Below are 24,344 nucleotides of genomic sequence, written 5' to 3' on the forward strand. Positions count from 1 at the left end.
TAAGTTCTTCGTCTGCTGGTGGGATATGCAACTCATGTCGTTGACCTGTGCAAATGGCCTTCATGGATGCAAACGGGAGGCCGTTGGCCCGAGAATGGTCCGGATCTTGGTCGCCCCAGGGGTGTGCGCTGAATCCGCGGATTGGGCGTGATTTCCGTCTGACAGGTTCCCGGGCCACCTGGCCAGGAACGGCTCGTCCGGGATTGCAGGCGCCCCCAACCGGTCTCATCCGCACGCTGGTTCACTGACCTGGATCGAAGACGCGACCAAGATCGCGCCACGGGATGCCCGGGTCTTGTCGAAGAGGTTCTTCGACGAGCTCCAGTCCCTGGAGGAGGGGACACACGAGCACCAGTACGCCCGCAACACACTCATAGAGGTGAACCTGTCCCTGGTCCGGTTCGCCGCCTCACGCTTAGGTGCTGACATCACGCCATGGTCACGTCATTGTTGGGGCTTCCGATTCCTCGGAGGCGTCATGGAATGGCGTGAAAGGCGACTTACACGTAGAACCGCCCTCACCGTTGCGGCAGGTGATGGCAGTTCGGGCTCCCGCACGATGACGGTGTACGAATCGCTGAACGCGGGCGTCCGCATCGTGGCGGCCGCGCTGCTCATCTACGCGGCTGCGCAGAAACTCGCGGCACCTCGCTCGTTCCGGTTGACGCTGACGGCACTGCGCATCCCCCGCGCAGTGCTCGTCTCGGCAGGTGTTCCCGTGGTCGAACTCGCGGGCCGCGAGGCGCACAGCGTCGAGTTGATGGCGGCCCGAGGGCTCCTCGCGGACCCGACCCATCGCAACCGAGAGAAGTGCGTATGGGAGGAGGAGGCTGCGCTGGGCTGGTTCCGCTCCCTACACGAGCACGCAGTGATCGTGCCCGCGAACGATCTGGTTTTGGGTGAACTCGCCGCGTATGGCGCGTACTTGTGTCCGCTCAGCAGCAGCCACGTCGGGCTCGCCCGTCCTCGGCTGCTCGTGATGTACCGCCCCGGCGGCCAGGGCCTCGTCTTCGACGTTACGGCAGTGGAGGTCGTCCACCAGCAGGCCCCGGGGACCCGCCGTACGAACGCGGTTGACTCGGAAGATCGTGCGCGACGGAGAGACGCTTGACGCCTCGCAGACGCCGTGGACCGTCTTCTATCTCAACGAGGTCGGCATGATCGACAAGGTCTCACCGGTGATCCAACAGGGACGGTATCTTCGGGTCGACGACATTCGACAGGCGCTGTCATCCAGCTACCTCGCCGGCACCCTCCTGAGGAGCGGATGGCCTTCGGCGTGTGCGAATCGTTCCTGCGGTGAAGGCGTTGGGCCATACGGGTGAGCGCGGCCGTCTGTCCCTGTGCACGCTGTGCGGCGGTCGGTAGAACGCTGAGGGCTGTTCCGTCGCGCTGAAGGAGTCCGTGGTGAGCCGAGGCTTGATCGTCGTGGATGTGCAGAACGACTTCTGCGAAGGGGGCAGTGTCCCCGTCACGGGTGGTGCGCGGCTCGCGGTGGAGATCGCCGATCTGGTCGAGCAGAGCGCGGGTGGTGACTACCAGTACATCGTCGCGACCCGGGACCATCACATCGACCCGGGAGGTCACTTCTCCAAGACTCCCGACTTCCAGGACAGTTTCCCCGTCCACTGCGTAGCAGGGGGCGAGGGCAGCGAATTCCACCCCGATTTCGCCCCCGCCGTCACCGGCGGAAAGGTCGACGCCGTCTTCTTCAAGGGTGCGCACAGCGCCTCCAAGAGCGGCTTCGAAGGAGCCGACGCCCAGGGCACCCCGCTGGCCGACGGGCTGCGCGCACGCGGGGTCGAAGACGTCGATGTGATGGGCATCGCCACCGATCATTGCGTGCGGGCGACCGCGCTGGACGCCGTCGCGGCGGGGTTCCGTGCGCGCGTACGCCTGGACTACGCGGTCGGGGTCGCACCCGACACCACGGCCGCGGCCCTGGACGACTTCCGCCGGGCAGGCGTCGCTGTATCCGGAGACGTACCCGCGCAGTAGCTCCCACCCCCGGCGCATGCCGGGCTGGCGCCATCACCACAGGTGCTTTCGCGATTGTCCGGGGCGAAAGGCCCTGCCGGTCAGCTTGGCTCCGACCCTGGCCGTAATGCTTGGAGGCTTCGTGCAGTGGAACGTGTACAGACTGGGCGCAGGGGTGTCATGAGGCCGCGGCTGTTGGAGAACGTGCAGTACGTGGACTCCGAGGGGGCCGCGTATGTGCAGGGCGATCACGGCACTTGCACCATCGCGGGGGAGCACGCCTATGTGTGGTTGTCCCGGCTGGCCCCCCTGCTCACCGGTGAGCACACGCTGGAGGAGTTGACGTGCTCGCTGTCCTTGGAACGTCAAGCCCTGGTGAGGGGCCTGGTGACAGCGCTGGCGAAACACCGCTTCGTGGTGGACGTGGGTGCGGAGCAACCGCACGGGCTGAGCCCGGTTGAGTTGGAGACATACGCGCCGGAGATCGCCTTCATCCGCTACGGCTTCGATTCGGCGGAGTGGCGTTTCGAGCGGGTGCGCGAAGCCCGGATTGTGCTGGTGGGGTCAGGACCGGTGCTGGCCTCGCTGCTGCGGGTGGGGTTGACCAGTGGGTGGCGCAGCGTTCGGTTGATCGATGCGGGCGGGGTACCCACCGATCTTGCCGCTTGCCTCGCGGCAGCCCGTCGCGATGAAGGCCAGAAGGTTATCAGCGGCAGTCTTGGCGATCTGGACCAGGCGCAGATCTGGGACGAGACCGATGTGGTGTTGCAGGTTCACGACGGTGAGCGTGACGACGTACTGCTTGATCTGGCTGCGCGGTGCGCCCGGCACCGTACAGCCTTGGGACAGGGGTGGGTGCGGCGCGACGAGGCTTGGCTGAGCCGGGTCAGCGCATGGAACGCGGTGTCGTACTGGCGGCGGCTGGCCGGGCTGGCCCACCAGGCGAGCGGGGCGGGGGAGTGGTTGAGCGGGGCGGTTCCCGAGGTGCTGGCCGCCCAGATGGCGCTGTCGTGCTTCGAGCATCTCACCGGCATGGCACCGGAGTTGAGGAGACCGGAGTTGGCGCGCGTGGATTTGCGCACCCTGGACACCCGCAGCCATCTGGTCCAGTCCTGTCTGTGGGCTGCCGTTCCGGATGCCTCGCTGCCCGACGTCGCGGCGTGTGAGCCGGTCGCGGCCGAGGACCTGCTGGAGCGCGTGGCCGAGTACGTGGATGCGCGTACGGGTGTGCTGGGGCTGCTGGATGAGCAGGACCTGGTGCAGATGCCGTGGGCAGTGTGCCGGGCGATTGTGTCGGACCCACGCGGGGTCCTGCCTGCCGGGTCGCCGGCTGTGTCGGTGATCGGGTGGGGCAGTGACCGCAGCAGTGCCCGGCTGCGGACGGTTTTGGCGGCGCTTTCGGGCTACCAGGCGCTGGCCGCTGTCGGTGCGGCGTCCGCGCCCTATGTGGCGCCGGTCGGTGTGGCGGCCGGGCTGTCGTGGCCCCAGGCGGTCGCGGCGGGCCTGGCGCAGCAGTGCGAGGCGGTGTTGCGCCAGGTAAGCCTGGCGGAGTTTCCGACGGTTGCCCCGCTGGCCGACGCGCAGGTCGCGCACCTGGTCGCGCTGCTGGAAACCGCAGGTGAGCGGGTGCGGATCCACGACCTTTGCGGGGTGCTCGAGGTCCCCGCCTACGCCGTGGCCGGGGCGGCCCCTGCCTGTGCGTCGACTGCGCCGGCTGCGATGCGCTTCGCGTTGGAACGCGCCCTGCTGGCCTGGCAGTCCCGCACAGAACGACAGCCCGACTACGCCGACGTTCCCGTGCGCTGGGTCGGCGATGACTGCCCGGACCCCCAGAGCGCCGAAGCCTTTGCCGACAGGATGACCGCGGCACTCACCCGGGCGGGCCGCACACCGCGCGTGCGACCACTGGTATCTGACAGCGAGGTCGCCCGGCTGCTGCCCTTCACCGTTCACGTGGCGGTGGACGGTGGCTGAAACACTGCTCGGCTCCGGCCCGCTCTACAGCGCCCTGCACGGGATGGACGTGCCCCCGGGCGTGCGGGTGGTGGCCACCGACACCGACGCCCCCGAGCTGTACACCCGTGTGCGTGCGCACGGCGGTTCCTGGCTGCCGGTGCGGGCAGAGCCCGGCTGGTTGCTCATCGGCCCCGTCGCACGAGCGGGCGAGCCCGGATGCCCGACCTGTATGTGCCGCCGTCGCGACGCCAACCTGCCCCACGCCAAGGCCCGGCGGGAACTGCGCGAGCGTCCCGCGCGAGACGGGGGCGCGTTGAGGCTGCTGCCGGTGGTGGGGGCCTTGGCCGCCGCGCTGGTGAGCCATGAACTGGAGTCGGGGTTCGCCTGCACCGCGGGCGCCCTGCTGCGTGTGTCGCTCACGACCGGTGCGATCACCCGCCACCGGGTACTTGCCGACCCGATGTGCCCCGACTGCGGGCCGTCGCCACAAGCGCATCCCGTCCGGATGCGGATCGAGGCGGCACACAAGACGGACCCGGGCCGGTTTCGCGTCCGGGACCTTCAGAAGAACCTGCACGAGCTCTATGTGGACGCCGAGACCGGGTTGTTCGGTTCAGTGGCGGTCGGAGCCGGGGGTGCGGTGCCGTGGGCTGCGGCCTGGCGTGGGCACCCCGCTGAGGGCGACGACAGCCGTCACGGCTACGGACGCGCCCGCGACGTGCGCTCGGCCCGCCTGACTGCGATCACCGAGGCGCTCGAACGCCACACCAGTACCATCCCGCGCGGCCAGGGCACGGTGCGGGCGGCCTACGCCGACATCGCCGAGAACGCCCTGGACCCGCGCACGCTGGGCCTGTATCCCGATGACCGCTATGACCAGCCCGCATTCCGCTTCCGCCGCTTCACTCCCCAACAGGAAGCGGACTGGGTCTGGGGCCACTCCTTCCGCACCAAGCAGCCCATCCTGGTGCCCTCCACCTATGCCTACTCCGGCACCGCGACCCAGAACGATCCGGGCTGGGCCTACGAGTGCTCCAACGGCGCCGCCGTGGGCGGATGCCTGACCGAGGCAGTCCTGTACGGCCTGCTGGAGGTGGCCGAACGCGACGCCTTCCTCCTTACCTGGTACGCCCGGCTGCCCGTGCCGAAGGTGGACCTCGACTCCGTTGCCGACCGGTGGATCCCGATGACCGCGGCACAGATCCTCCACCGCACCGGCTACGAGGTGATGGCCTTCGCGATGCCGATGGAGCAACGCGTACCGGCCTTCTGGGTCTTGGCGCTGAACCGCCAGGCCGGCCCGGGGCGCGCCCACGCCCTGTGCGGAGCCGGTGCCCACCTGGATGCGGAGCAGGCGCTGCGCGGGGCCTTGGTCGAGCTTCTGGCCGCTCTCGACAACCCGGTCGACCTGGAGGAGGCGGCGAGACTGCTCGATGACGACGACCAGGTGCAGCAGATGGAACACCACGCCGCGCTCTACGCCCACCCTGACGCCTGGCCGCGGCTGGACTTCCTGCCCGTCGATGCGCCCGGACGCCCGCTGGGCGAGCTCGTCGAGCCCTGGCCGCGCCACCAGGATCTTGCGGACGACCTGACCGAGCTGACCGGCCGCTACCTGGATACCGGCCTGGACGTGATCACCGTCGACACCACCGGTCCCGAACTGCGGGCGGGCGGCTTCGCCGGCGCCAAGGTCGTCGTGCCCGGCACCGCCTCGATGACATTCGGCCACCGCTACCGCCGCACCCACGACCTGCCACGCCTGCTGCGCGTGCCCCGCCTGCTCGGCCACCGCGATCGCGACCTGCACCTCGACGAACTCAACCCGCACCCGCACCCGTTCCCATGAGCGCGCCCCCGCCCGCACCCGGCCCCAAGGACACCTGCCCCATGCCTACCTCGGACGGTCAGGCCACCCGCCGCTACCTCGCTGCCGTCCGTGACCCGCTGGCAGCCCTGGTCGACGCCAGTTCGGCGCCTCCTCGCTACAAGCACTACCCCGACACCACGCGCACTCGACTGACCCACAGCGGCCGGCACGCATGGAAAGGCGAGCTGCTCTACCACCTGCTCGGCCTGACCCGCCTGAACTGGCAGCACCGCAACGACACAGAGCCCACGGCCGGGCCCGGCCCCGCGATCGTCCGGGTTGCCCGCCCGGTCCCCTCGGGCGGCGCGCTGTACCCGATCGAGGCGTACCTGGCCGATGACACGGCCCTGCACCACTACGACACCGTCCACCACGCCCTGGAGACGCTCCGCGACGGCGACCACCGCAAGCTACTGATGCCCGCAGCCGACGCGGAAGCAGTGCTGGTGCTGACAACCGTCTTCTGGCGCAGCGGCTTCAAATACCGCGACTTCGCCTACCGGCTGCAATGCCAGGAAGTCGGCGCGCTGTGCGCCCAAGCTTTGCTCCTGGCCCAGACGCTGGACATGAGCGCCTCGGTCCACCCGGACTTCGACGGTGAGCACACCGACACCCTGCTGGGCCTGGACCATGAAGCCGAAAGCACACTCGCCGTCCTCACGTTCCATACCGGCACCCGCACCACCCCCGGCGCGCCACCGGACCTGGATCGGTCTGCGGCACGCCCGGCCCAAGCGCCCACACCGGTCACCCAGTTGCTGCCCCACCTTGCCGCGCTACACGCCGCCGCCAGGAGACCACGGCCGCTCCCCACCACCCAACCGCCCCTCCAGGAGAAACCGCCGGCGTCCGCCGGACGCGTGCTCCGTCTGCCCCGCGGCAACCCCCTGGACCTCAGCCAGGGCATCGCCCGCCGAGCCTCCCCACCCCACGGCTACCAGGCGCACCCCATCACGGTGCAGGACCTGGCCCACATCCTTGCCGCCGCCCTCCCCGACGGCCCTGCTACGACGGGCATGTACATCCTCGCCCGCAACATCACCGGGCTCACCCCCGGCTTCTACCACTACGACCCCGACCAGCACCTACTCTCCGGCACCGGCACCGGCACCGGCCAATACGACCTGGACACCGGCCCACTGACGGCCCCCACCGTCCATGCTCTGCGCCACGCCGCATCCGCCCTCATCCCCATCGGCGACCCGCTCCTGCAAGCGAGGACGTACGGCGATACGGGATACCGCCTTCAACAGGCCGAGACCGGAATGCGCATCCACCGAGCCTCCCTGGCCGCCGCCGCCCTCAACCTGGCCGCGCGCATCCACTCCGACGCCACCAACGCGGCCACCGACGCGGCCCTCGGCCTGGCAGACACACCGTGGCGGTCGCTGAGCTTCCTGCTCATCGGCCACCCCCACCCAAGCGGGTCGGCGCTCACGTGCCGACCGGAGCGGAAGGGGCACCGCCCCGACCGTGCATCACCGAACCGATGAAGGAGACACCGCAATGGACAAGCTCATCAACGAACTCGACTCCCTGCCCGTCGGCGAGATCAAGGTCGTTCCGGCCGGTACCCCCAGCAAGACCGGGACCGCCCGCCCCCGCATCTGCGCCTGCCAGTGCCAGAGCAGTGCCACGCTGAAGCACTGATCGCGGTCGCAACCAGGCAGGCCCGGGACGCGTCCCGGGCCTGCCCCACGACACCGCTCCCCGATGGAGACCGAGATGTACGACGTCATCGTCGTAGGCGCACGCTGCGCCGGGGCGGCCACCGCTCAACTGCTGGCCCGCGCCGGCCGCACGGTCCTCCTCCTGGACCGCGCCCAATTCCCCAGCGACACCTTGTCCACCCACTACATCCACCAGCCCGGGCTCGCCCGACTGGACCGGTGGGGCCTGCTGGGCGAGGTACTCGCCACGGGCGCACCCCTGCTGACCCGCTTCTCCTTCCATGCCCCCGGCGCCCGCCTCACCGGGCCGGCGCCCGCCCTCGGGTCGATCACCGGAGGCTGCGCCCCCCGCCGCTACGCCCTGGACCACCTCCTGGTGCAGGCCGCCATCCGCGGCGGAGCGGAGTTCCGTCCCAGGACTAACGTCGTGGACCTGGAGTGGGAGAACGGCAGGGTCACCGGTGTCCGCCACGCAACCCTGCAAGGCCCCGCCATCCTGGAGCGCGCCCATCTGGTCATCGGCGCCGACGGCCGCAACTCCACCGTGGCCCGACTGGTCCGCGCACCGTACCTGCGCCAGGACCCCCGGCTCTCCCGCACTTATTACTCCTACTGGAGCGGAATGCCCGACCAGGGCCTGCGGACATACGGCCAGCAAGGCACGGGAACCGCCTGCGTTCCCACCCAGGACGGAGCCACCCTCATCGCGGTGGCGTCCTCCCGCACGCTGCCCGCCACCGTCGACGGCGACCGGCACCGGGCCTACGAGCAGATGCTGCGGCAATCATCCCCAGAGCTGGACGAACAGCTCGCGAGCGCCAGGCAGGAAGACCGCCTCTACTGCTGCGCGGACCAGCCCAACTTCTTCCGCCAACCCCACGGGCCGGGTTGGGCCCTGGTCGGTGACGCCGCACACACCAAGGACTCGATCAACGCTCGGGGCATCACCGATGCCTTTATCCAGAGCGAAATACTCGTCGAACAGCTAGACGGCCCGATTGAGCACACCGATCAAGTGGAGGGCGCCCTAGCGAAGTATGCCCTCCACCTGCGCGAAGAGTTCACCCAAGCCTACGAACAAGCCCTGCTCACCGCGCGCCTGGACATCGACCGGCATCGCTCCCACATGATCGAAAACCAGCACGATCCCGCCTTCATCGATCGTTGGTTCCGCTCCTTCGCCGGCATCCGCGGACCGACCAGCGTCAACTGACGCCGTCTTCGCGGGCAAGGCAGACCGCGTACTTTGGCACCCGGCGTGCACCGGGCGACAGGCCGAGGCGGACACACGCCAATCATCCTTGGGAACTGGTCACCGCCCCGCGTCAGTTCCCTTCTGTCCTGTGCCATCGAAGGTTGATCTCGTGCCATCGAAGTTTGAGTGAACTGGGTCACCCGGCTTGAATCCCCTGAACCCTGTTCGCTACCCCTGCTTCTTGAATGGCTTCAGTGCTCCCGGTGCGCCGCTTGCTGCCGCGTAGGAGGGGAAAGCATGAAGAGACGGCGCTTTAGTGACGATGAGGCGGGCACGTGGCAGAGCACACTGTTCCTTCCTCCCTGGACGCCCTTGATCTGGTCGGGCTACGGGCCAGGGTTGACGCGGAGCTGGCGGCGTTCCTCAATGCTCGTACGAGCGAAGCCTGTTCATGGAATCCGGGCTGCGGTGAACTGCTCGCGCAGGTGTGTGCCTTTGTCGTGAACGGTGGCAAACGGCTACGTCCTCTGCTGAGCGTCCTGGGTTGGCAGGCCGCGGCGCCAGGCTGCCGGGTGCCCGCTGCGGTGCTGCGGGTGGCCGCCTCGCTGGAGCTGTTCCACGCCTTCGCGCTCATCCACGACGATGTAATGGACGACAGCGACCTGCGCCTCGGCCACCCCACAGTGCACCGCGCCATGGCCAAGCGGCATGAGAGGCCCGGGGACAGCCGCGCAGACAGGATTGGGGTGGGAGCGGCGATCCTGGCCGGCGATCTGGCGCTGGCCTGGTCGGACGAACTGCTGCACACAGCTGGCCTTCACTCCGGCCAGCTGGCTGCCGTGTTACCACTCGTCGACATGATGCGAAAGGAGATCGTCTATGGCCAGTATCTTGACCTCACCAGTACCCTGCGGGGCACCGGCGACGTCGATACTGCGCTTGCCGTCGCCCGGTACAAGACGGCGAAGTACACCTTCGAGCGGCCACTTCACCTGGGTGCTGCCCTCGCGGACGCGCCCAAGGACCTCCGTGCGGCACTGAGTGCGTACGCGTTGCCCGCCGGCGAAGCCTTCCAACTGCGCGATGACCTGCTCGGCGTCTTCGGCGACCCCGCCGAAACGGGCAAGCCGGTACTCGATGACCTGCGGCAGGGCAAGCCGACCGTGCTCGTGGCCGTGGCCTACGAACGTGCCACCCCTCGCCAAAGGGGGATCCTCGACCGCTTGGTCGGCAGCGCGGACCTGGACGAGAACAACGCCCCTCAGGTACGGCGCATCCTGGTCGACGTAGGTGCGGTCGACACCGTGAAGTCCATGATCCGCGCGCGGTACCGGCAGGCCATCGCCGCTTTGGGGGCCGCAGACCTCGCACCGCCGCTGCACGCGGCCCTTTCCACGCTGGCCGGAACAGCCCTGGAGCGGAGCGTATGAGGACCCCATCCGAGCGCCGTGGGCAGGCCGCCATGGCGACCCAGCTGCGCCGAGTCTCCAACTGATGTGATCGAGAACCCCGCACCTCCACCCCCCCTTTGCCATCACTGCATGAGATTGACAGCAGTATTTCAGCAGAAAGGATCTTGGCAGTGGACAAATACTTGGACCTGGAGAACTCCGCACTAAGCGATTTCGTGAATCGATTCCTAACGCTGCCAGATCGGACTCGGATTGACGCGCTCGCGTTTCCTGTCGACAATCGATCTAAAGGCGCGTTTGATCTCAATCCTTCTGCTCCTATTTCTCTCGGTCAGATTGAAGAAGAGATTGAGGGGCCATTTCGACAGGTCTACTTGGATCTCGCTCATATTCCCGTGGTGGGGGAGCTTCGCGATCCTGCCGTACTCGTCGCCAACCAAGCCTGGTGTGAGTATCTAGCGCGGAATGTTTCCCCGTGGCACAACTGCTTCGCGTCAGCGGGTTTGATCTACTTCTACCGGGCCATCACTTCGGATGCCTATCAGACCCCTGGACACATGAAGCTTGTTTATGCGGTGGCAACGGCGGTGGAGTACGTCACCTCCTTCACGATGATTGTCGACGACGTCGTTGATTTGACTGAGGAGAGAAACGGTCGAACGGCTTGGCATCGAGCGCATCCCGCCACGGCATACAGCGATCCCGGCTTGCTGACTGTACAAGCGCGGCTCATCGTGGAGAGTCTGATCCCGGCGACGCACCCCCTACGCGACGACATCGTCCGCACCGTGGACGACTACATTCGCCGGTCGCATTACTACTTTGGATACCAGGCTTGGTCAGCCAACGCCCGCGCCGCCGAGGCCCCAGAATTGAGGCGAGGATATGAGCCGTACGGCGAGGGCAAAGAGGCGTGGGCACTATTTGAACTACTCAATGAGGATACTTACTCCTCATGGATCTGGCTGCGTGTCAAGCAGTACATCCTCACCATGATTGAAGTCGCCCGCCTCCTCGCGTGCTATGAGGCGATCACTCCCATCTCCTCGATCGCTTACCGAAGGCATATCGATAGCGTCAGTACCGTTTTGTCAGTGTTGGAGGATTTCGCAGATATCGAGACCGATACCAATGAGGCCCCTACGGACGTAATGGCCGGCGATACGAATGTTTTCCTTCTCTGCGCCCTTCAGGTGAGGAACTCGCTCGAGAATCAGCCGCAGCGAGAGGAGTTCACGGCCGTTATGCGAGCCGGCTTTGGGGCGGGAAGCCGCGATGCCGCAGCCGAAGTGATCAAGCTCTGGCGTCGCCATGGCGTCTTCGCGCGGGCGGTTGAATTCCTCAACGAGTCTGTGGCCGAGTGGAGGCAGGCGCGCGAGGAAGCGGCACGGCAGTGCTCCGCACCCGCCGGGCTGCTGGCTCACCTGCTCGCGTACATGCTCCTACACGACAAAGACTCGGCGGCCGCTTCGCACCTCTTTCGGCCAGAGAGCGTGCGCGCCATGGCGCGTGACCCGGAGGACCTCATTGAGAAAATCACCCGCGCATCGAGTGAGAAATTCTCGCAGTAAAGCATTCGAGATCAGGGAGACCTCTTGTGACTGCCGTAATGGGTTCTTACCGCGCTTCCGGATGCCGTTGGTGATCTTCGGCACGAGCCGTCGCGTTCGAGTGGTCGCTGGTCACGCGGCGCCCCGGCAGGCCAGGGAGCTGGCCGAAGGTGGGACGAGAGCGCGTTCATTGGCTACGAGCTCGTAACAGGATCATGAATCGTGCTTCTTGAGGCGTCGCCAGCAGATGAGACTGCAGGCGAGGGAGGCGAAGGCGTCGTGGAGTTCGGTGCGCCGTTCCCATCGGACGGCGAGTCGTTTGAACTGATGGAGCAGGGCGAAGGTCTGCTCGACGACGTAGCAGAGCTTGCCCATGCCTTTGATGTTGAGTGCGCCCTTGCGGGAGATGACGGGCAGGATCCGGCGTTTGCGCAGCTCATCGCGGTTGGGGTTCGAGTCGTAGCCCTTGTCTCCGAGCAGGGCTTCCGGACGCCTGCGGGGCCGGCCGGGGCGGCCTGCCACAGATGGGATGCCATCGACGAGGGCGAGGGTCTGGGTGACGTCGTTGACGTTCGCCGCGGTCGTGATGACTTTGAGCGGGGTGCCGTGTCCGTCGCAGATCAAGTGGTGTTTGCTGCCCGTCTTCCGCCGGTCGACCGGCGACGGACCGGTATCGGCACCCCCTTTTTCGCGCGGACGTGTGAGCCGTCCACGCAGGCCCTGGACCAGTCGAGGCGGCCGGCCACGTTCAACTCGGCGAGCAGGATCCGGTGCAGCTGGTCGAAGACACCTGCCTGTTGCCACCGCTCCAAGCGTCGCCAACAGGTCTGCCCGGAGCCGAACCCCAGTTCCAGCGGCAGGAGTTGCCAGGCAACGTCGTTGCACAGGACGTACAGGATCCCCTGCAGACACAGCCGGTCGGGCACCGGCCGAGGCCCCGGCGACCACCCCGGCCAGGGCGGCAGCAGCGGCTCGATCAATGCCCACAAGCCGTCGTTCACGATCCACGGCCGAGTACTCACACCATCCCGAACGGCCGAATCGTCACACCGGTCACGGCTGACCAGGACATCTCACCAAGATCCTGTTACGAGCTCTACAGGTCCGGCACACCGCACGGGCCGCAACGGTGCAGCGCCAACGGATCCCGATAAGATCACCAACGGCATCGCTTCCGTGATGGCTACGTCCGTCGTTGCCTGGGCCGGTCTGCTTCAGGACCGATGAATTTCGCGCTCGTCCCGTCTATAGGGCCGTTCCAGTCGGGGGATGCCGCGGTCATGAAGGTGGAGAGGCTGCTCTTTCCCGGCCTGGATCTCGAAGTGTGGCAGCTCACCGTCGTCGACGGCGATTCGATCGTCGATGCGGCTGGTTGTGGTCCGCCCGGACACGAGAGACCGCCGAACCTGTACGCCATCTTCCACCAGGAATCCCAGGTCAAACGCCCGATGACAAGGGACATCGAGTGTCCTATGCCACCGAACTTTGATCACTGTCCCGTCTCTGTCGATCTGGTCCTCGTCTCAGATGACCTGGTCCCGCGAGCCCGATCGAATGAGACGGCCTGGTCGCCAGCAGGGCGCACGCAGCGCATTCGCAGTTGCGGGACCAGGTCGACTGAGATTCGCCTCGGCCGGATGTCTCATCCGATCTGGTCGCCGCAGGCCGCAGCCGCCGCCACGGACCAGATCGATTGAGACGGGACAATCACGTGCCATCGAAGTTTGTGTGGCCTGGCTCACATCAGAGTTCGGGTCTGAGTGTGTCGGCATCTTGGGCGAAGCTGATGTAGAGCTTCGTAATGGTCGTCAGGGTGAACCAGGCGTTGTGCTCGTCGAGGAGAGAGCGCCACGACTCCGTGGCGGTGAGGCCCCGCAAGTAGTCGGCTTTGATCTTTAGGTAGGTGTCCTCGGTCATAGGCAGCCGCGGTTGCGGCTCTGAGTCGGGGAAACGCGGGTTGAGGATCTGCTTGAGCAGCCAGAGGGGGATACCTGCCACCTTTCGGCGATTTGTCGCAGGGTGCCGCGGTTCCAGCGGGCGTCCTGCTTGATCGACCAGGTCCTGTCGAAGCCGCCACTACTCAAGGTGACGCGGCGGCGAAGTCGGAGTTTGTCCCTCGTCCAGACCGGGAGTTGTGCCGGTTTGGCATCCGAGAGGGTGACGGCCAGGACGTCCGTCGGGGGGACTGTAAATAGAACGGTGTAAATCCGATCATGGAGGATTGCACCTGTGACCAGCGAGAACATAGCCAAGGGCGAGTCCGGGGCCGTGGCCGCGGAGACGGCATCGGCAGCAGCCGTGGACCAGAAGTTCATCGAGGAGCTCGTCTCTCGGGCCCAGGCCGACGGGCTGCAGCTGACCGGTGAGGGCGGACTGCTCCAGCAGCTCACGAAGCGGCTGTTGGAGTCCGCGCTCGACGGCGAGATGACCGACCACGTCGGCTATGACAAGCACGATCCGGCGGGCAAGAACGGCGGCAACTCCCGCAACGGGAAGCGGTCCAAGACCGTGCTGACCGACGTCGGCCCGGTCGCCATCGAGGTGCCCAGGGACCGCGAGGGCTCGTTCGAGCCGCAGATCGTCAAGAAGCGGCAGCGCCGGCTGACCGGCGTGGACGAGATGGTCCTCTCTCTGTCTGCAAAGGGTCTGACGCACGGTGAGATCTCAGCTCATCTCGCCGAGGTCTATGGCGCCGAGGTGTCCAAGACCACCATCTCCACGATCACCGACGCGGTGGTGGAGGGGATGTCCGAGTGGCAGAACCGGCCCCTCGACCGTGCTTGAGTTCTATTGGTGGTTGCGAACGTTCCTGAAGGAGAGCGTTCGGATGCCGAAGTACGCGCCCAACAAGATGTCGACCGTGGTGAAGAAGCGGTACTTCGAGCTGCTGCGGGAGGGGCACAAGGGTGCCGCTGCCGCCCGGGTGGTCGGGGTCTCCACTAGCTGTGGCTCGCTGTGGTTCATCGATGCTGGCAGCATGATCGTTCCCGACCTCGGCCCGACATCGCCGCGCTTCCTTACCCAGGACGACCGGATAGCCATTGCTGACGGCCTCCAGGTCGGGCGGTCCGTCAAGGAGATCGCCGACTCGATCGGCAAGAGCTTTCAGACCGTCTACCGGGAGATTCAGCGCAACAGCAAGCCTGATGGCCGCTACCAGCCCTGGTGGGCCCACAACCAGGCACTCCTGCGCAGGCAGCGCCCCAAGCCGGAGAAGATCAGGACGAGCGAGTCCTTGCGCACGACCGTGCGCGAGAAGCTGGCCGAGAAGTGGTCGCCGCAGCAAGTCTCGCGGTACCTCGCCCGAACGTACACGGACGAACCCGCGATGCGGGCCTGCCCGGAGACGATCTACCGCGCCCTCTTCGCCGGCCTGCTCGGCCGCAAGCTCGGCAAGCTCCGCACCGGTCGCATCCGCCGCAAGAAGCAGCGGCGAGGCGTTCCGTCGCCGAACAAGATCAAGATCAAGATCAAGAACAAGAACATGACACTGATCCATCAGCGGCCCGTCGAGGTCAACGACCGTAAAACTCCCGGGCATTGGGAAGGCGACCTCATCATCGGCCGCAGCCAGGGCTCGGCCATCGGCACCCTGGTGGAACGCGCCACCCGCTACGTCCGGCTCATCCACCTGCCCGATGGCTGGAAGGCTCCGCAGGTCCGCAATGCGCTAGTCACGCAGACCGCGGACCTCCCTCTCCAACTGCGCAAGACGCTTACCTGGGACCAGGGTCGCGAGCTGACTCTGCACGAGGACATCGAGATGCTGACCGGCTTACGGATCTACTTCTGCGACCCACACTCGCCGTGGCAGCGCGGTACGAACGAAAACACCAACGGCTTGCTTCGGCAGTACTTTCCCAAGGGCACCGACCTCACTGTTCACAGTGCCCGCGATCTGCGGGAAGTCGCCCGTCAGCTCAACCGCCGTCCCCGCCTCGTCCTCGGAGACAAGACGCCGACCGAGGCCATGCGAGGATGGCTCGCGGGCCCATTGACCACCTGATTCGCAACCACTGATGGAAAGCGCCGTGTCTATCCGGTCGTGTTCATCGATTGCATCAACGTCAAGATCAGGGACGGTCAGGTCGCCAACCGTCCGATCTACATGGCCTTGGCCGTCACGGCCGAGGGGCACCGCGACATTCTCGGTCTGTGGGCCGGCGACGGCGGGGAGGGCGCCAAGCACTGGCTGCGGGTGCTGACCGAGCTGAAGAACCGCGGCCTCGAAGACGTACTGATGCTGGTCTGTGACGGACTCAAGGGGCTGCCGGACGCGGTCGGCGAGGTCTGGCCGAAGACCGTCGTCCAGACCTGTGTTGTCCATTTGCTGCGGGCCTCGTTCCGCTATGCCGCCCGCCAGGACTGGGACAAGATAGCCAAGGCCCTCAAGCCGGTCTACACCGCGCCGACCGAGGACGCGGCCACCACCCGGTTCGTCGAATTCACCGAGACCTGGGGCGACAAATACCCGGCGATCGTGCGGCTCTGGGAAAACGCGTGGGCCGAGTTCGTGCCGTTCCTGCAGTTCGACGCCGAGATCCGCCGCATCGTCTGCACGACGAACGCGATCGAGAGCGTGAACGCCCGCATCCGCCGGGCCGTCCGGGCCCGCGGGCACTTCCCATCGGAGGCGGCCGCGTTGAAGTGCGTCTACCTCGCGGTGATGAGCCTCGACCCGACCGGCACCGGCCGCAAGCGATGGACCAGCCGCTGGAAGCGAGCCCTGCAGGCGTTCGACATCGCCTTCGACGGGCGCCTCTCAGCAACCCACATCTAACTACCCCAGTTACACCGTTAAGTTGACAGTCCCTTTCCTTCGGAGGCGTATTGGTCGGATCACCCTAATGGGCGCGTGTGTTCGAAGTCCGCCTCTGTCTTGTTCGACGGCGCTGGCGGGGTGATCGGGCAACGAGACTGGGACGGGGTGAGGTAGCGGACGCTTCCTGGTGGCTCCTGCGGTCAAAGCGCGACGTTCCCGTCCTCAGTTGCAGAGTCGCGAACGCGTTGATGGGCAGAGGGTTGCGCCATGCGCAAACAGCCCAGGCGCTTAGAAGACGCCTGCTCTGTTCTTTGGCATCGGCAGCCAGGTGAGCGTGCGCTGGTAAGGGCGCTCCTCTGTAACGCCGGGGGCGTGCTAATTCGCCGACGGCAGACACATCGGGTGCGCAACGGACTGGAATAGCGCGGCGAAGTAAGCAAACCTAGAGCGGTCTAGAGAAGCGCGGTGACGTCCTGCTATTCCTGCATACACCTGGATGTCGGAGCACGCAGACGGGCGCAACATAGCCGACGATCGCCGGTTAGCAAAACCGGCGATTCGCCAGACCATTGGAGATGTTCAGTTGCTGCGCGATGCCGTGCGGCGAGCCGACTGCTGTGCCCACCCCAACAATCGGCAGTGTTTTTCGCTGCTGGACTGGGTTGCCGAACAGCCCCAGAACGGACTCGTGCTGAGGGCCTTCCTGGCGTCCATCGCTCTCGCGGCGCTGAGGCCGACGGAAGCACTGGCGCTGCGCGTCCGAGACGCGGAACTTCCTGACGAGGGCAATGGTGCCCTGCTGATTCGCCCTCAGGGGCAAGCGGGCCACGTGGAGGGAGCCGACGGTGCGGGTGCTGTACGGCGTGTTCCCGCATGCCCGGAGTTGGTGGCAATCTTGAAGACTGAGATCACCCGGCGCGATCTCGGCCACGATGACGCGATATTCGTCCTCGACGACGGTCGACCGCTGGCCGGTTCGGTCTACCGGAAGGTCTGGAGGCAGGCGCGGGCGGCGGTGCTGGAAGCAAACGAAATCGACTCGCCGCTCGGCAGGAACGTCTCCGACCTGCGCGACGCGTGCATTGCGGCATGGCTGCGGAACGGTGACCAGACCGCAGCGCACATCGCCGCGGTGGCCGAGTGCGCCGGCGTGAGCGCCCCTCGGCTCGCCGAACGCTTCGCGCACTGTCTTCGGAAGCCGACGTCGGCTGAGATCCCTTGGGGCCGCCTCGCAGCCGCCCTCCGCCTTCCTGACGTGCGGAGCGAGCCGATGGCGGCTGCGCGCCGCACGTAGCGGGGCGCCGAGCTGCGGCTTGTCCGCGAAGTCCTCTGCTGCTTCACCACGGGCAATGGGTGGACGGAAACCGGCTCTCCGCCCACCGGGCCCATTCCCTCCCGCACCTCACAGAGAACCTCCCATGCCTGCGCAACCGTTGCTTGTCCCTTCCGCTGCTCCCGCTTCCCCGGGCGCCGTACGCACGGCGTTCCTGACTGTGAAGGACGCCGCCGAATATCTCGGCCTCTCACCCCACACCCTCTACGTCTGGCGCCACCGGCGGCAGGGACCGCCGAGCTTCCGCATGGGTCCACGCGGCCGCGTCATGTACAGGCTGGAAGCCCTCGTCGCCTGGGTCCGCGAGCAGGAGAAGGCCGACTCGCGGTCCAACACGGTCCTGAACCCGCTGAACGCCCGTCCCCAGGAGCGGTCCACCCGCTTCCCCAGCGCCTGACGCTCCGTGCGCCGTTGAGCACAGTCTCCATCCACCTTCGTCAAGGAGTTCCAACTGGCTGGCTACATAGAAGACCGATGGCTGAAGAAGCGCCCCAACCCGAAGACCGGCAAGCGCGAACGCACGGCGATGTACGGCAAGTGCACCCGCTACCGCGTCAAGGGAATCCCCGGCGTCAAGGACCGCTCGTTCGACACCCTCCAGGACGCCAAGACCTGGCTCGCCCAAGCTCAGACTGACGCGCGCCGAGGTGAGTTCGTCGATCCGCGCGACGGGGCCATCTCCCTCAAGGACTACATCGAGACGCACTGGTGGCCCACCCAGAGCGGAGACCCCTCCACCATCGAGCGCATCGAGCAGCGGGTGCGTCGGCACATCCTTCCGCATCTCGGTGCCCAGCCGCTGAACGGCGTGGGCACGGAGACGCTGCGCAATTGGAAGAAGCGGCTGGAGAAGGACCTCGGCCCGACCTCGATCCGTCTTGTCTGGGCGACGCTGTCCAGCCTCCTCCAGGCCGCCGTCGAGGACCGCCGACTCGCACGCAATCCGTGCCGCTCCAGCACGGTCGGTCCGCCGGCTGCCGCACCCGGCAGGGTCGAGGCGTGGCCGCCCGAGCGTGTGCTGGCCGTCCGCGCAGCCATGCCGGAACGCTACCGGGTCCTTGTAGAGATCGGAGCCGGCCTGGGACTTCGGCAAGGGGAGGCGCTCGGGCTGAGTGTGGAGGACATCGACTTCGCCAAGGAAGTCGTCCATGTCCGGCGCCAGGTGAAGATGGTGCGAGCGAAGCTGTGCTTTGCGCTCCCCAAGGGCCGCAAGGTCCGAGACGTGCCCCTGCCCAAAAGCGTGGCCCGAGCCATCCAGCGGCACATGGAGCTCTTCGCACCAGTGCCGGTCACCTTGCCCTGGGACGACCCGCGTCCCCCAGAGACGCCTGTGGAAGCCAAACACCGTCGGCCGAGGACGTACAGCCTCCTGGTGACGGGACGCGAGCGGAAGGCGATCAACCGGAATTTCTTCAACTCCTACGTCTGGAAGCCGGCCCTGGCCGGAGCAGGCGTGATCGCTCCGCTGCAGGAAAGCACCCCGGACGGGTCCCGAGTGTGGGAGCCGTCCCGGGAGCACGGCTTCCACGCCCTGCGCCACTTCTACGCCTCCGAGGAACTGGAGGCCGGCGAATCGGTCGTCTCCCTGGCACGATGGCTGGGACACTCCGACCCCGGATTCACCTTGCGGAAGTACTCCCACTTCCTACCCCGGGCGGGCGCACGGGGCACCGCCGCCATCGACGCGGTCTTCGCGTAGCCTCGGCCCGGAGGGCAGCGTCCGCAGGAGCCCGGCTCAGGCCCAAAGTCCCAGAGAAGTCCCACAGGTGCCGCCGCACCCCTTCCTGACCCGCTGCCTTGCAGGTCAGAGAGGGTGCGGCGGCGTTCGTCGTTCAGATGTCGCGGAAGATCTCGATCTGCGCGCCCACCGAGTTGAGGCGTTCCGCCAGGTCCTCGTAACCCCGGTTGATCACATAGACGTTGCGCAGTACGGACGTACCCTCCGCCGCCATCATCGCCAGCAGCACGACCACCGCGGGCCGCAGCGCCGGCGGGCACATCATTTCGGCGGCCCGCCAGCGCGTCGGGCCCTCCACCAGGACGCGGTGCGGGTCGAGGAGCTGGAGGCGGCCGCCGAGGCGGTTGAGGTCGGTCAGGTAGATCGCGCGGTTGTCGTACACCCAGTCGTGGATCAGGGTCTGGCCCTGGGCGACCGCCGCGATCGCCGCGAAGAACGGCACGTTGTCGATGTTCAGCCCGGGGAACGGCATCGGGTGGATCTTGTCGATCGGCGCCTCCAGCTTGGACGGCCGTACGGTGAGATCCACCAGGCGCGTATGCCCGTTGTCCGCGGCGTACTCGGAGGTGCGGTCGTGGTCGAGGCCCATCTCCTCCAGCACCGCGAGCTCGATCTCCAGGAACTCGATCGGCACCCGACGGATCGTCAGCTCGGAGCCCGTCACGACGGCCGCGGCGAGCAGGCTCATCGCCTCGACCGGGTCCTCCGAGGGCGAGTAGTCGACGTCCACGTCGATGTTCGGCACGCCGTGCACGGTGAGGGTGGTCGTCCCGACGCCGTCGACCCGTACGCCCAGCGCCTCCAGGAAGAAGCACAGGTCCTGGACCATGTAGTTGGACGAGGCGTTACGGATCACGCTCACGCCGTCGTGCCGCGCAGCCGCGAGCAGCGCGTTCTCGGTCACCGTGTCGCCGCGCTCGGTCAGCACGATCGGCCGGCCGGGCCCGGTCGCCGGCTCCACCACCGCATGGTAAATCCCCTCCGTCGCCGTGATGTCCAGGCCGAAACGGCGCAGCGCGATCATGTGCGGCTCGACGGTCCGGGTGCCGAGGTCGCAGCCGCCCGCGTACGGGAGCCTGAAGTGGTCCATCCGGTGCAGCAGCGGGCCGAGGAACATGATGATGCTCCGCGTCCTGCGCGCCGCCTCCGCGTCCATGGAGTCCATGTCGAGACGGGCGGGCGGCACGATCTCCAGGTCCTTGCCGTCGTTGATCCAGCGGACGCGTACGCCGATGGAACTCAGCACTTCCAGAAGGCGGTACACCTCCTCGATGCGCGCCACCCGCCGCAGCACGGTGCGGCCCTTGTTGAGGAGCGAGGCGCACAGCAGCGCCACGCACGCGTTCTTGCTCGTCTTCACGTCGATCGAGCCGGAGAGGCGTCGCCCGCCGACCACTCGCAGATGCATCGGTCCCGCGTACCCGAGAGAGACGATTTCACTGTCGAGAGCCTCACCGATACGGGCGATCATCTCAAGGCTGATGTTCTGGTTGCCCCGCTCGATGCGGTTCACGGCACTCTGGCTGGTACCGAGTGCATCGGCAAGCTGTGTCTGTGTCCAGCCCCGATGCTGACGGGCGTCACGGATGAGCTTGCCGATGCGTACGAGATAGTCGTCTGCCATGACGGCAGGCTATCTCACATATGAGATGTGGGATTCCTGGGACGCGCCGGTCAACTGACGGGGTGAAATGTTCCGGTTGAAGCGGAAAAGGCGGGAAGGGCCGAGACGCGACTTGAGGTCGGTGAGCCGCATTCGTGCCGCTGTATGCGTGCGGACGTAATGCCGTCCGCGCCGAGCTTGAAGGCCGCTCCGGATGCGCGGGTGAGGAATGTGCTGTCGGGGCTCGCCGCGGGTCTCCTTCTCGGGGCGGAGAATGAAAAGGGCGCAGGCGTGGTCCGGGCATGACCGAGTCGAGGCCATGTACTAGTGTTATCTCGACATCGAGATATCTGCCGAAGGCGTACCGCAGCCGCCGACCGCTAAGGGTGACCTAAGTAAGTCTCACCTTAGCGGATGGCCAGGGGGCCGTGGCGGCAGGATGCGGTAGAAACGCGCACATTGAAGAAGGAGACTGTCGTGTCGGCGAACAGCTTCGACGCCCGCAGCACGCTGCGCGTGGGCGACGAGTCGTACGAGATCTTCAAGCTGGACAAGGTCGAGGGCTCCGCGCGCCTCCCTTACAGCCTGAAGGTGCTGCTGGAGAACCTGCTCCGCACCGAGGACGGCGCGAACATCACCGCCGACCACATCCGGGCGATCGGCGGCTGGGACTCCCAGGCCCAGCCCAGCCAGGAGATTCAGTTCACGCCCGCCCGCGTGATCATGCAGGACTTCACCGGCGTGCCCTGCGTCGTGGACCTCGCCACCATGCGCGAGGCCGTCAAGGAGCTCGGCGGCGACCCGGCGAAGATCAACCCGCTGGCCCCGGCCGAGCTGGTCATCGATCACTCCGTCATCGCCGACAAGTTCGGTACGGCCGCCGCCTTCCAGCAGAACGTCGAGCTGGAGTACGGCCGCAACAAGGAGCGCTACCAGTTCCTGCGCTGGGGCCAGACCGCCTTCGACGAGTTCAAGGTCGTCCCCCCGGGCACCGGCATCGTCCACCAGGTCAACATCGAGCACCTGGCGCGGACCGTCATGGTCCGCAACGGCCAGGCGTACCCCGACACCCTCGTCGGCACCGACTCGCACACCACCATGGTCAACGGCCTCGGCGTGCTCGGCTGGGGCGTCGGCGGCATCGAGGCCGAGGCCGCGATGCTCGGCCAGCCGGTCTCCATGCTCATCCCGCGCGTCGTCGGCTTCAAGCTCACCGGCGAGCTGCCGGCCGGCACCACCGCCACCGACCTCGTGCTGACCATCACCGAGATGCTCCGCAAGCACGGCGTCGTCGGCAAGTTCGTCGAGTTCTACGGTGAGGGCGTCTCCGCCACCTCCCTCGCGAACCGCGCCACCATCGGCAACATGTCGCCGGAGTTCGGCTCCACCGCCGCGATCTTCCCGATCGACGACGAGACCCTGAAGTACCTGCGCCTGACCGGCCGCGACGAGCAGCAGGTCGCGCTCGTCGAGGCGTACGCCAAGGAGCAGGGCCTCTGGCTCGACCCGGCCGCCGAGCCCGACTTCTCCGAGAAGCTCGAACTCGACCTGTCGACCGTCGTCCCGTCGATCGCCGGCCCGAAGCGTCCGCAGGACCGTATCGTCCTCGCCAACGCCGCCCAGCAGTTCGCCATGGACGTCCGCAACTACGTCGAGGACGACGAGGAGGCGGGCAAGGAGTCCTTCCCGGCCTCCGACTCGCCGGCCGAGCACAACGGCGTACCGACCCGGCCGACCCTGGTCACCGCCCCCGACGGTTCGACGTACGAGATCGACCACGGCGCCGTGACGGTCGCGGCCATCACGTCCTGCACCAACACCTCGAACCCGTACGTCATGGTCGCCGCCGCGCTGGTGGCCAAGAAGGCGGTCGAGAAGGGCCTGACCCGCAAGCCGTGGGTCAAGACCACGCTCGCCCCGGGTTCAAAGGTTGTTACGGACTACTTCGACAAGGCGGGGCTGACCCCCTACCTCGACAAGGTCGGCTTCAACCTCGTCGGCTACGGCTGCACCACCTGCATCGGCAACTCGGGGCCGCTGCCCGAGGAGGTCTCCAAGGCCGTCAACGACAACGACCTGGCCGTTACGTCGGTGCTCTCGGGCAACCGCAACTTCGAGGGCCGCATCAACCCCGACGTCAAGATGAACTACCTGGCCTCCCCGCCGCTGGTCGTCGCGTACGCCATCGCGGGCTCCATGAAGGTGGACATCACCAAGGACGCGCTCGGCGTCGACACCGAGGGCAAGCCGGTCTACCTCACGGACATCTGGCCCTCCGAGGCCGAGGTCAACGACGTCGTGGCGAACGCCATCGGCGAGGACATGTTCAACAAGTCCTACCAGGACGTCTTCGCGGGCGACGCCCAGTGGCAGGCGCTGCCGATCCCGACCGGCAACACCTTCGAGTGGGACGCCGAGTCGACGTACGTCCGCAAGCCCCCGTACTTCGAGGGCATGACGATGGAGACCACCCCGGTCTCCGACATCGCGGGCGCCCGCGTCCTCGCCAAGCTGGGCGACTCGGTCACGACCGACCACATCTCCCCGGCCGGTGCGATCAAGGCCGACACCCCGGCGGGCAAGTACCTGACCGAGCACGGTGTCGAGCGTCGTGACTTCAACTCCTACGGCTCGCGCCGTGGCAACCACGAGGTCATGATCCGCGGCACGTTCGCCAACATCCGCCTGCGCAACCAGATCGCGCCGGGCACCGAGGGCGGCTTCACCCGCGACTTCACCCGGTCCGATGAAGGTGCGCCGGTCTCGTACATCTACGACGCCTCGCAGAACTACCAGGCCGCCGGCACCCCGCTGGTCATCCTGGCGGGCAAGGAGTACGGCTCGGGCTCGTCCCGCGACTGGGCGGCCAAGGGCACCGCGCTGCTCGGCGTCAAGGCCGTCATCGCCGAGTCGTACGAGCGCATCCACCGCTCGAACCTCATCGGCATGGGCGTCCTGCCGCTCCAGTACCCGGAGGGCGCCTCGGCGCTCGGTCTGGGTCTGACCGGCGAGGAGACCTTCGAGATCACCGGCGTCACCGGCCTGAACGACGGCGGCATCCCGGAGACCCTGAAGGTCAAGGCCGTCAAGCCCTCGGGGGAGACGGTCGAGTTCGACGCGAAGCTGCGCATCGACACCCCCGGCGAGGCGGACTACTACCGCAACGGCGGCATCCTGCAGTACGTCCTGCGGTCGCTGATCCGCAAGTAGGCATCACCGCTTGAGCCCCGAAGGGCCGCATCCCCGCGCAGGGGATGCGGCCCTTCGGGCGTTTGCCC

18 protein-coding genes and 3 pseudogenes are annotated in these 24,344 nt (G+C 66.9%); 18 read left to right on the forward strand and 3 right to left on the reverse strand.

Going from position 1 to position 24,344, the window contains the following annotated elements:
- Positions 1 to 202 precede the first annotated feature (202 nt).
- From PXH83_RS24970 to PXH83_RS25015, 10 genes and pseudogenes are all read left to right on the forward strand, one after another.
- Positions 203 to 415, forward strand: a pseudogene (locus PXH83_RS24970) (RNA polymerase sigma factor SigF); the annotation flags it as partial.
- A 144-nt stretch (positions 416 to 559) separates the two neighbouring features.
- Positions 560 to 1,111 carry a MauE/DoxX family redox-associated membrane protein gene (locus PXH83_RS24975; protein ID WP_274563334.1) on the forward strand — a complete coding sequence of 184 codons (552 nt, stop codon included), beginning with the start codon at positions 560 to 562 and terminating at the stop codon, positions 1,109 to 1,111.
- 296 nt (positions 1,112 to 1,407) lie between these two features.
- Complete coding sequence (locus PXH83_RS24980) at positions 1,408 to 1,998, forward strand: isochorismatase family protein (protein ID WP_274563337.1); 591 nt, start codon at positions 1,408 to 1,410, stop codon at positions 1,996 to 1,998.
- A gap of 174 nt (positions 1,999 to 2,172) precedes the next feature.
- Positions 2,173 to 3,951: a hypothetical protein gene (locus PXH83_RS24985; protein ID WP_274563338.1), complete on the forward strand. Its 1,779-nt coding sequence runs from the start codon at positions 2,173 to 2,175 to the stop codon at positions 3,949 to 3,951.
- Complete coding sequence (locus PXH83_RS24990; protein ID WP_274563339.1) at positions 3,944 to 5,782, forward strand: TOMM precursor leader peptide-binding protein; 1,839 nt, start codon at positions 3,944 to 3,946, stop codon at positions 5,780 to 5,782. Before PXH83_RS24985 ends, PXH83_RS24990 begins: the two co-directional genes overlap by 8 nt.
- Before the next feature lie 41 nt (positions 5,783 to 5,823).
- Positions 5,824 to 7,296, forward strand: a complete 1,473-nt coding sequence (locus PXH83_RS24995; protein WP_274563340.1) for a SagB family peptide dehydrogenase — start codon at positions 5,824 to 5,826, stop codon at positions 7,294 to 7,296.
- Positions 7,297 to 7,309: 13 nt separating this feature from the next.
- Positions 7,310 to 7,453, forward strand: coding sequence for a hypothetical protein (locus PXH83_RS25000; RefSeq protein WP_274563341.1), 144 nt, complete (start codon positions 7,310 to 7,312; stop codon positions 7,451 to 7,453).
- Between the two features lie 63 nt (positions 7,454 to 7,516).
- On the forward strand, positions 7,517 to 8,686 hold the full coding sequence (locus PXH83_RS25005; protein ID WP_274563342.1) for an NAD(P)/FAD-dependent oxidoreductase: 1,170 nt from the start codon (positions 7,517 to 7,519) through the stop codon (positions 8,684 to 8,686).
- A gap of 317 nt (positions 8,687 to 9,003) precedes the next feature.
- The gene (locus PXH83_RS25010) at positions 9,004 to 10,098 is read left to right on the forward strand and encodes a polyprenyl synthetase family protein (protein ID WP_274563343.1); all 1,095 of its coding nucleotides are present in this window, start codon (positions 9,004 to 9,006) and stop codon (positions 10,096 to 10,098) included.
- A gap of 152 nt (positions 10,099 to 10,250) precedes the next feature.
- Complete coding sequence (locus tag PXH83_RS25015; RefSeq protein ID WP_274563344.1) at positions 10,251 to 11,651, forward strand: isoprenoid biosynthesis enzyme family protein; 1,401 nt, start codon at positions 10,251 to 10,253, stop codon at positions 11,649 to 11,651.
- Positions 11,652 to 11,843: 192 nt separating this feature from the next.
- Here the strand turns inward: PXH83_RS25015 and PXH83_RS25020 are convergent.
- Positions 11,844 to 12,652, reverse strand: a protein-coding gene (locus tag PXH83_RS25020; RefSeq protein ID WP_420803245.1) for an IS5 family transposase whose coding sequence is annotated in 2 segments (ribosomal slippage) — positions 11,844 to 12,332 and positions 12,335 to 12,652 — 807 coding nt in all. Because the reading frame shifts where the segments join, the coding sequence is not laid out codon by codon here.
- A 201-nt stretch (positions 12,653 to 12,853) separates the two neighbouring features.
- On the opposite strand from PXH83_RS25020, the gene PXH83_RS25025 reads away from it, so the two are divergent.
- Entirely contained in the window at positions 12,854 to 13,327 is a 474-nt protein-coding gene (locus tag PXH83_RS25025) for a hypothetical protein (protein ID WP_274563346.1), read from the forward strand.
- A gap of 46 nt (positions 13,328 to 13,373) precedes the next feature.
- Here PXH83_RS25025 and PXH83_RS25030 read toward each other — a convergent pair whose 3' ends face one another.
- Complete coding sequence (locus PXH83_RS25030; RefSeq protein WP_274563347.1) at positions 13,374 to 13,628, reverse strand: hypothetical protein; 255 nt, start codon at positions 13,626 to 13,628, stop codon at positions 13,374 to 13,376.
- A 270-nt stretch (positions 13,629 to 13,898) separates the two neighbouring features.
- On the opposite strand from PXH83_RS25030, the pseudogene PXH83_RS25035 reads away from it, so the two are divergent.
- The 6 genes and pseudogenes from PXH83_RS25035 to PXH83_RS25060 all read left to right on the forward strand — a co-directional run.
- Positions 13,899 to 14,405 (forward strand): annotated as a pseudogene (locus tag PXH83_RS25035) (transposase); the annotation flags it as partial.
- Between the two features lie 52 nt (positions 14,406 to 14,457).
- Entirely contained in the window at positions 14,458 to 15,636 is a 1,179-nt protein-coding gene (locus tag PXH83_RS25040) for an IS30 family transposase (protein ID WP_274563348.1), read from the forward strand.
- 27 nt (positions 15,637 to 15,663) lie between these two features.
- Positions 15,664 to 16,410, forward strand: a pseudogene (locus PXH83_RS25045) (IS256 family transposase); the annotation flags it as partial.
- A 478-nt stretch (positions 16,411 to 16,888) separates the two neighbouring features.
- Positions 16,889 to 17,686 carry a site-specific integrase gene (locus PXH83_RS25050; RefSeq protein WP_274563349.1) on the forward strand — a complete coding sequence of 266 codons (798 nt, stop codon included), beginning with the start codon at positions 16,889 to 16,891 and terminating at the stop codon, positions 17,684 to 17,686.
- Between the two features lie 124 nt (positions 17,687 to 17,810).
- On the forward strand, positions 17,811 to 18,122 hold the full coding sequence (locus PXH83_RS25055; protein WP_274563350.1) for a helix-turn-helix transcriptional regulator: 312 nt from the start codon (positions 17,811 to 17,813) through the stop codon (positions 18,120 to 18,122).
- Positions 18,123 to 18,251: 129 nt separating this feature from the next.
- On the forward strand, positions 18,252 to 19,424 hold the full coding sequence (locus PXH83_RS25060; protein ID WP_420803246.1) for a tyrosine-type recombinase/integrase: 1,173 nt from the start codon (positions 18,252 to 18,254) through the stop codon (positions 19,422 to 19,424).
- A 133-nt stretch (positions 19,425 to 19,557) separates the two neighbouring features.
- Here PXH83_RS25060 and PXH83_RS25065 read toward each other — a convergent pair whose 3' ends face one another.
- Positions 19,558 to 21,087 carry a helix-turn-helix domain-containing protein gene (locus tag PXH83_RS25065; RefSeq protein ID WP_274563351.1) on the reverse strand — a complete coding sequence of 510 codons (1,530 nt, stop codon included), beginning with the start codon at positions 21,085 to 21,087 and terminating at the stop codon, positions 19,558 to 19,560.
- Between the two features lie 456 nt (positions 21,088 to 21,543).
- Here PXH83_RS25065 and acnA point away from each other — a divergent pair, with 456 nt between their 5' ends.
- Positions 21,544 to 24,276, forward strand: coding sequence for an aconitate hydratase AcnA (gene acnA / locus PXH83_RS25070; protein ID WP_274563352.1), 2,733 nt, complete (start codon positions 21,544 to 21,546; stop codon positions 24,274 to 24,276).
- Positions 24,277 to 24,344 lie beyond the last annotated feature (68 nt).

This window comes from Streptomyces spiramyceticus (genome assembly GCF_028807635.1).
GTDB classification, from domain to species: Bacteria; Actinomycetota; Actinomycetes; order Streptomycetales; family Streptomycetaceae; genus Streptomyces; species Streptomyces spiramyceticus.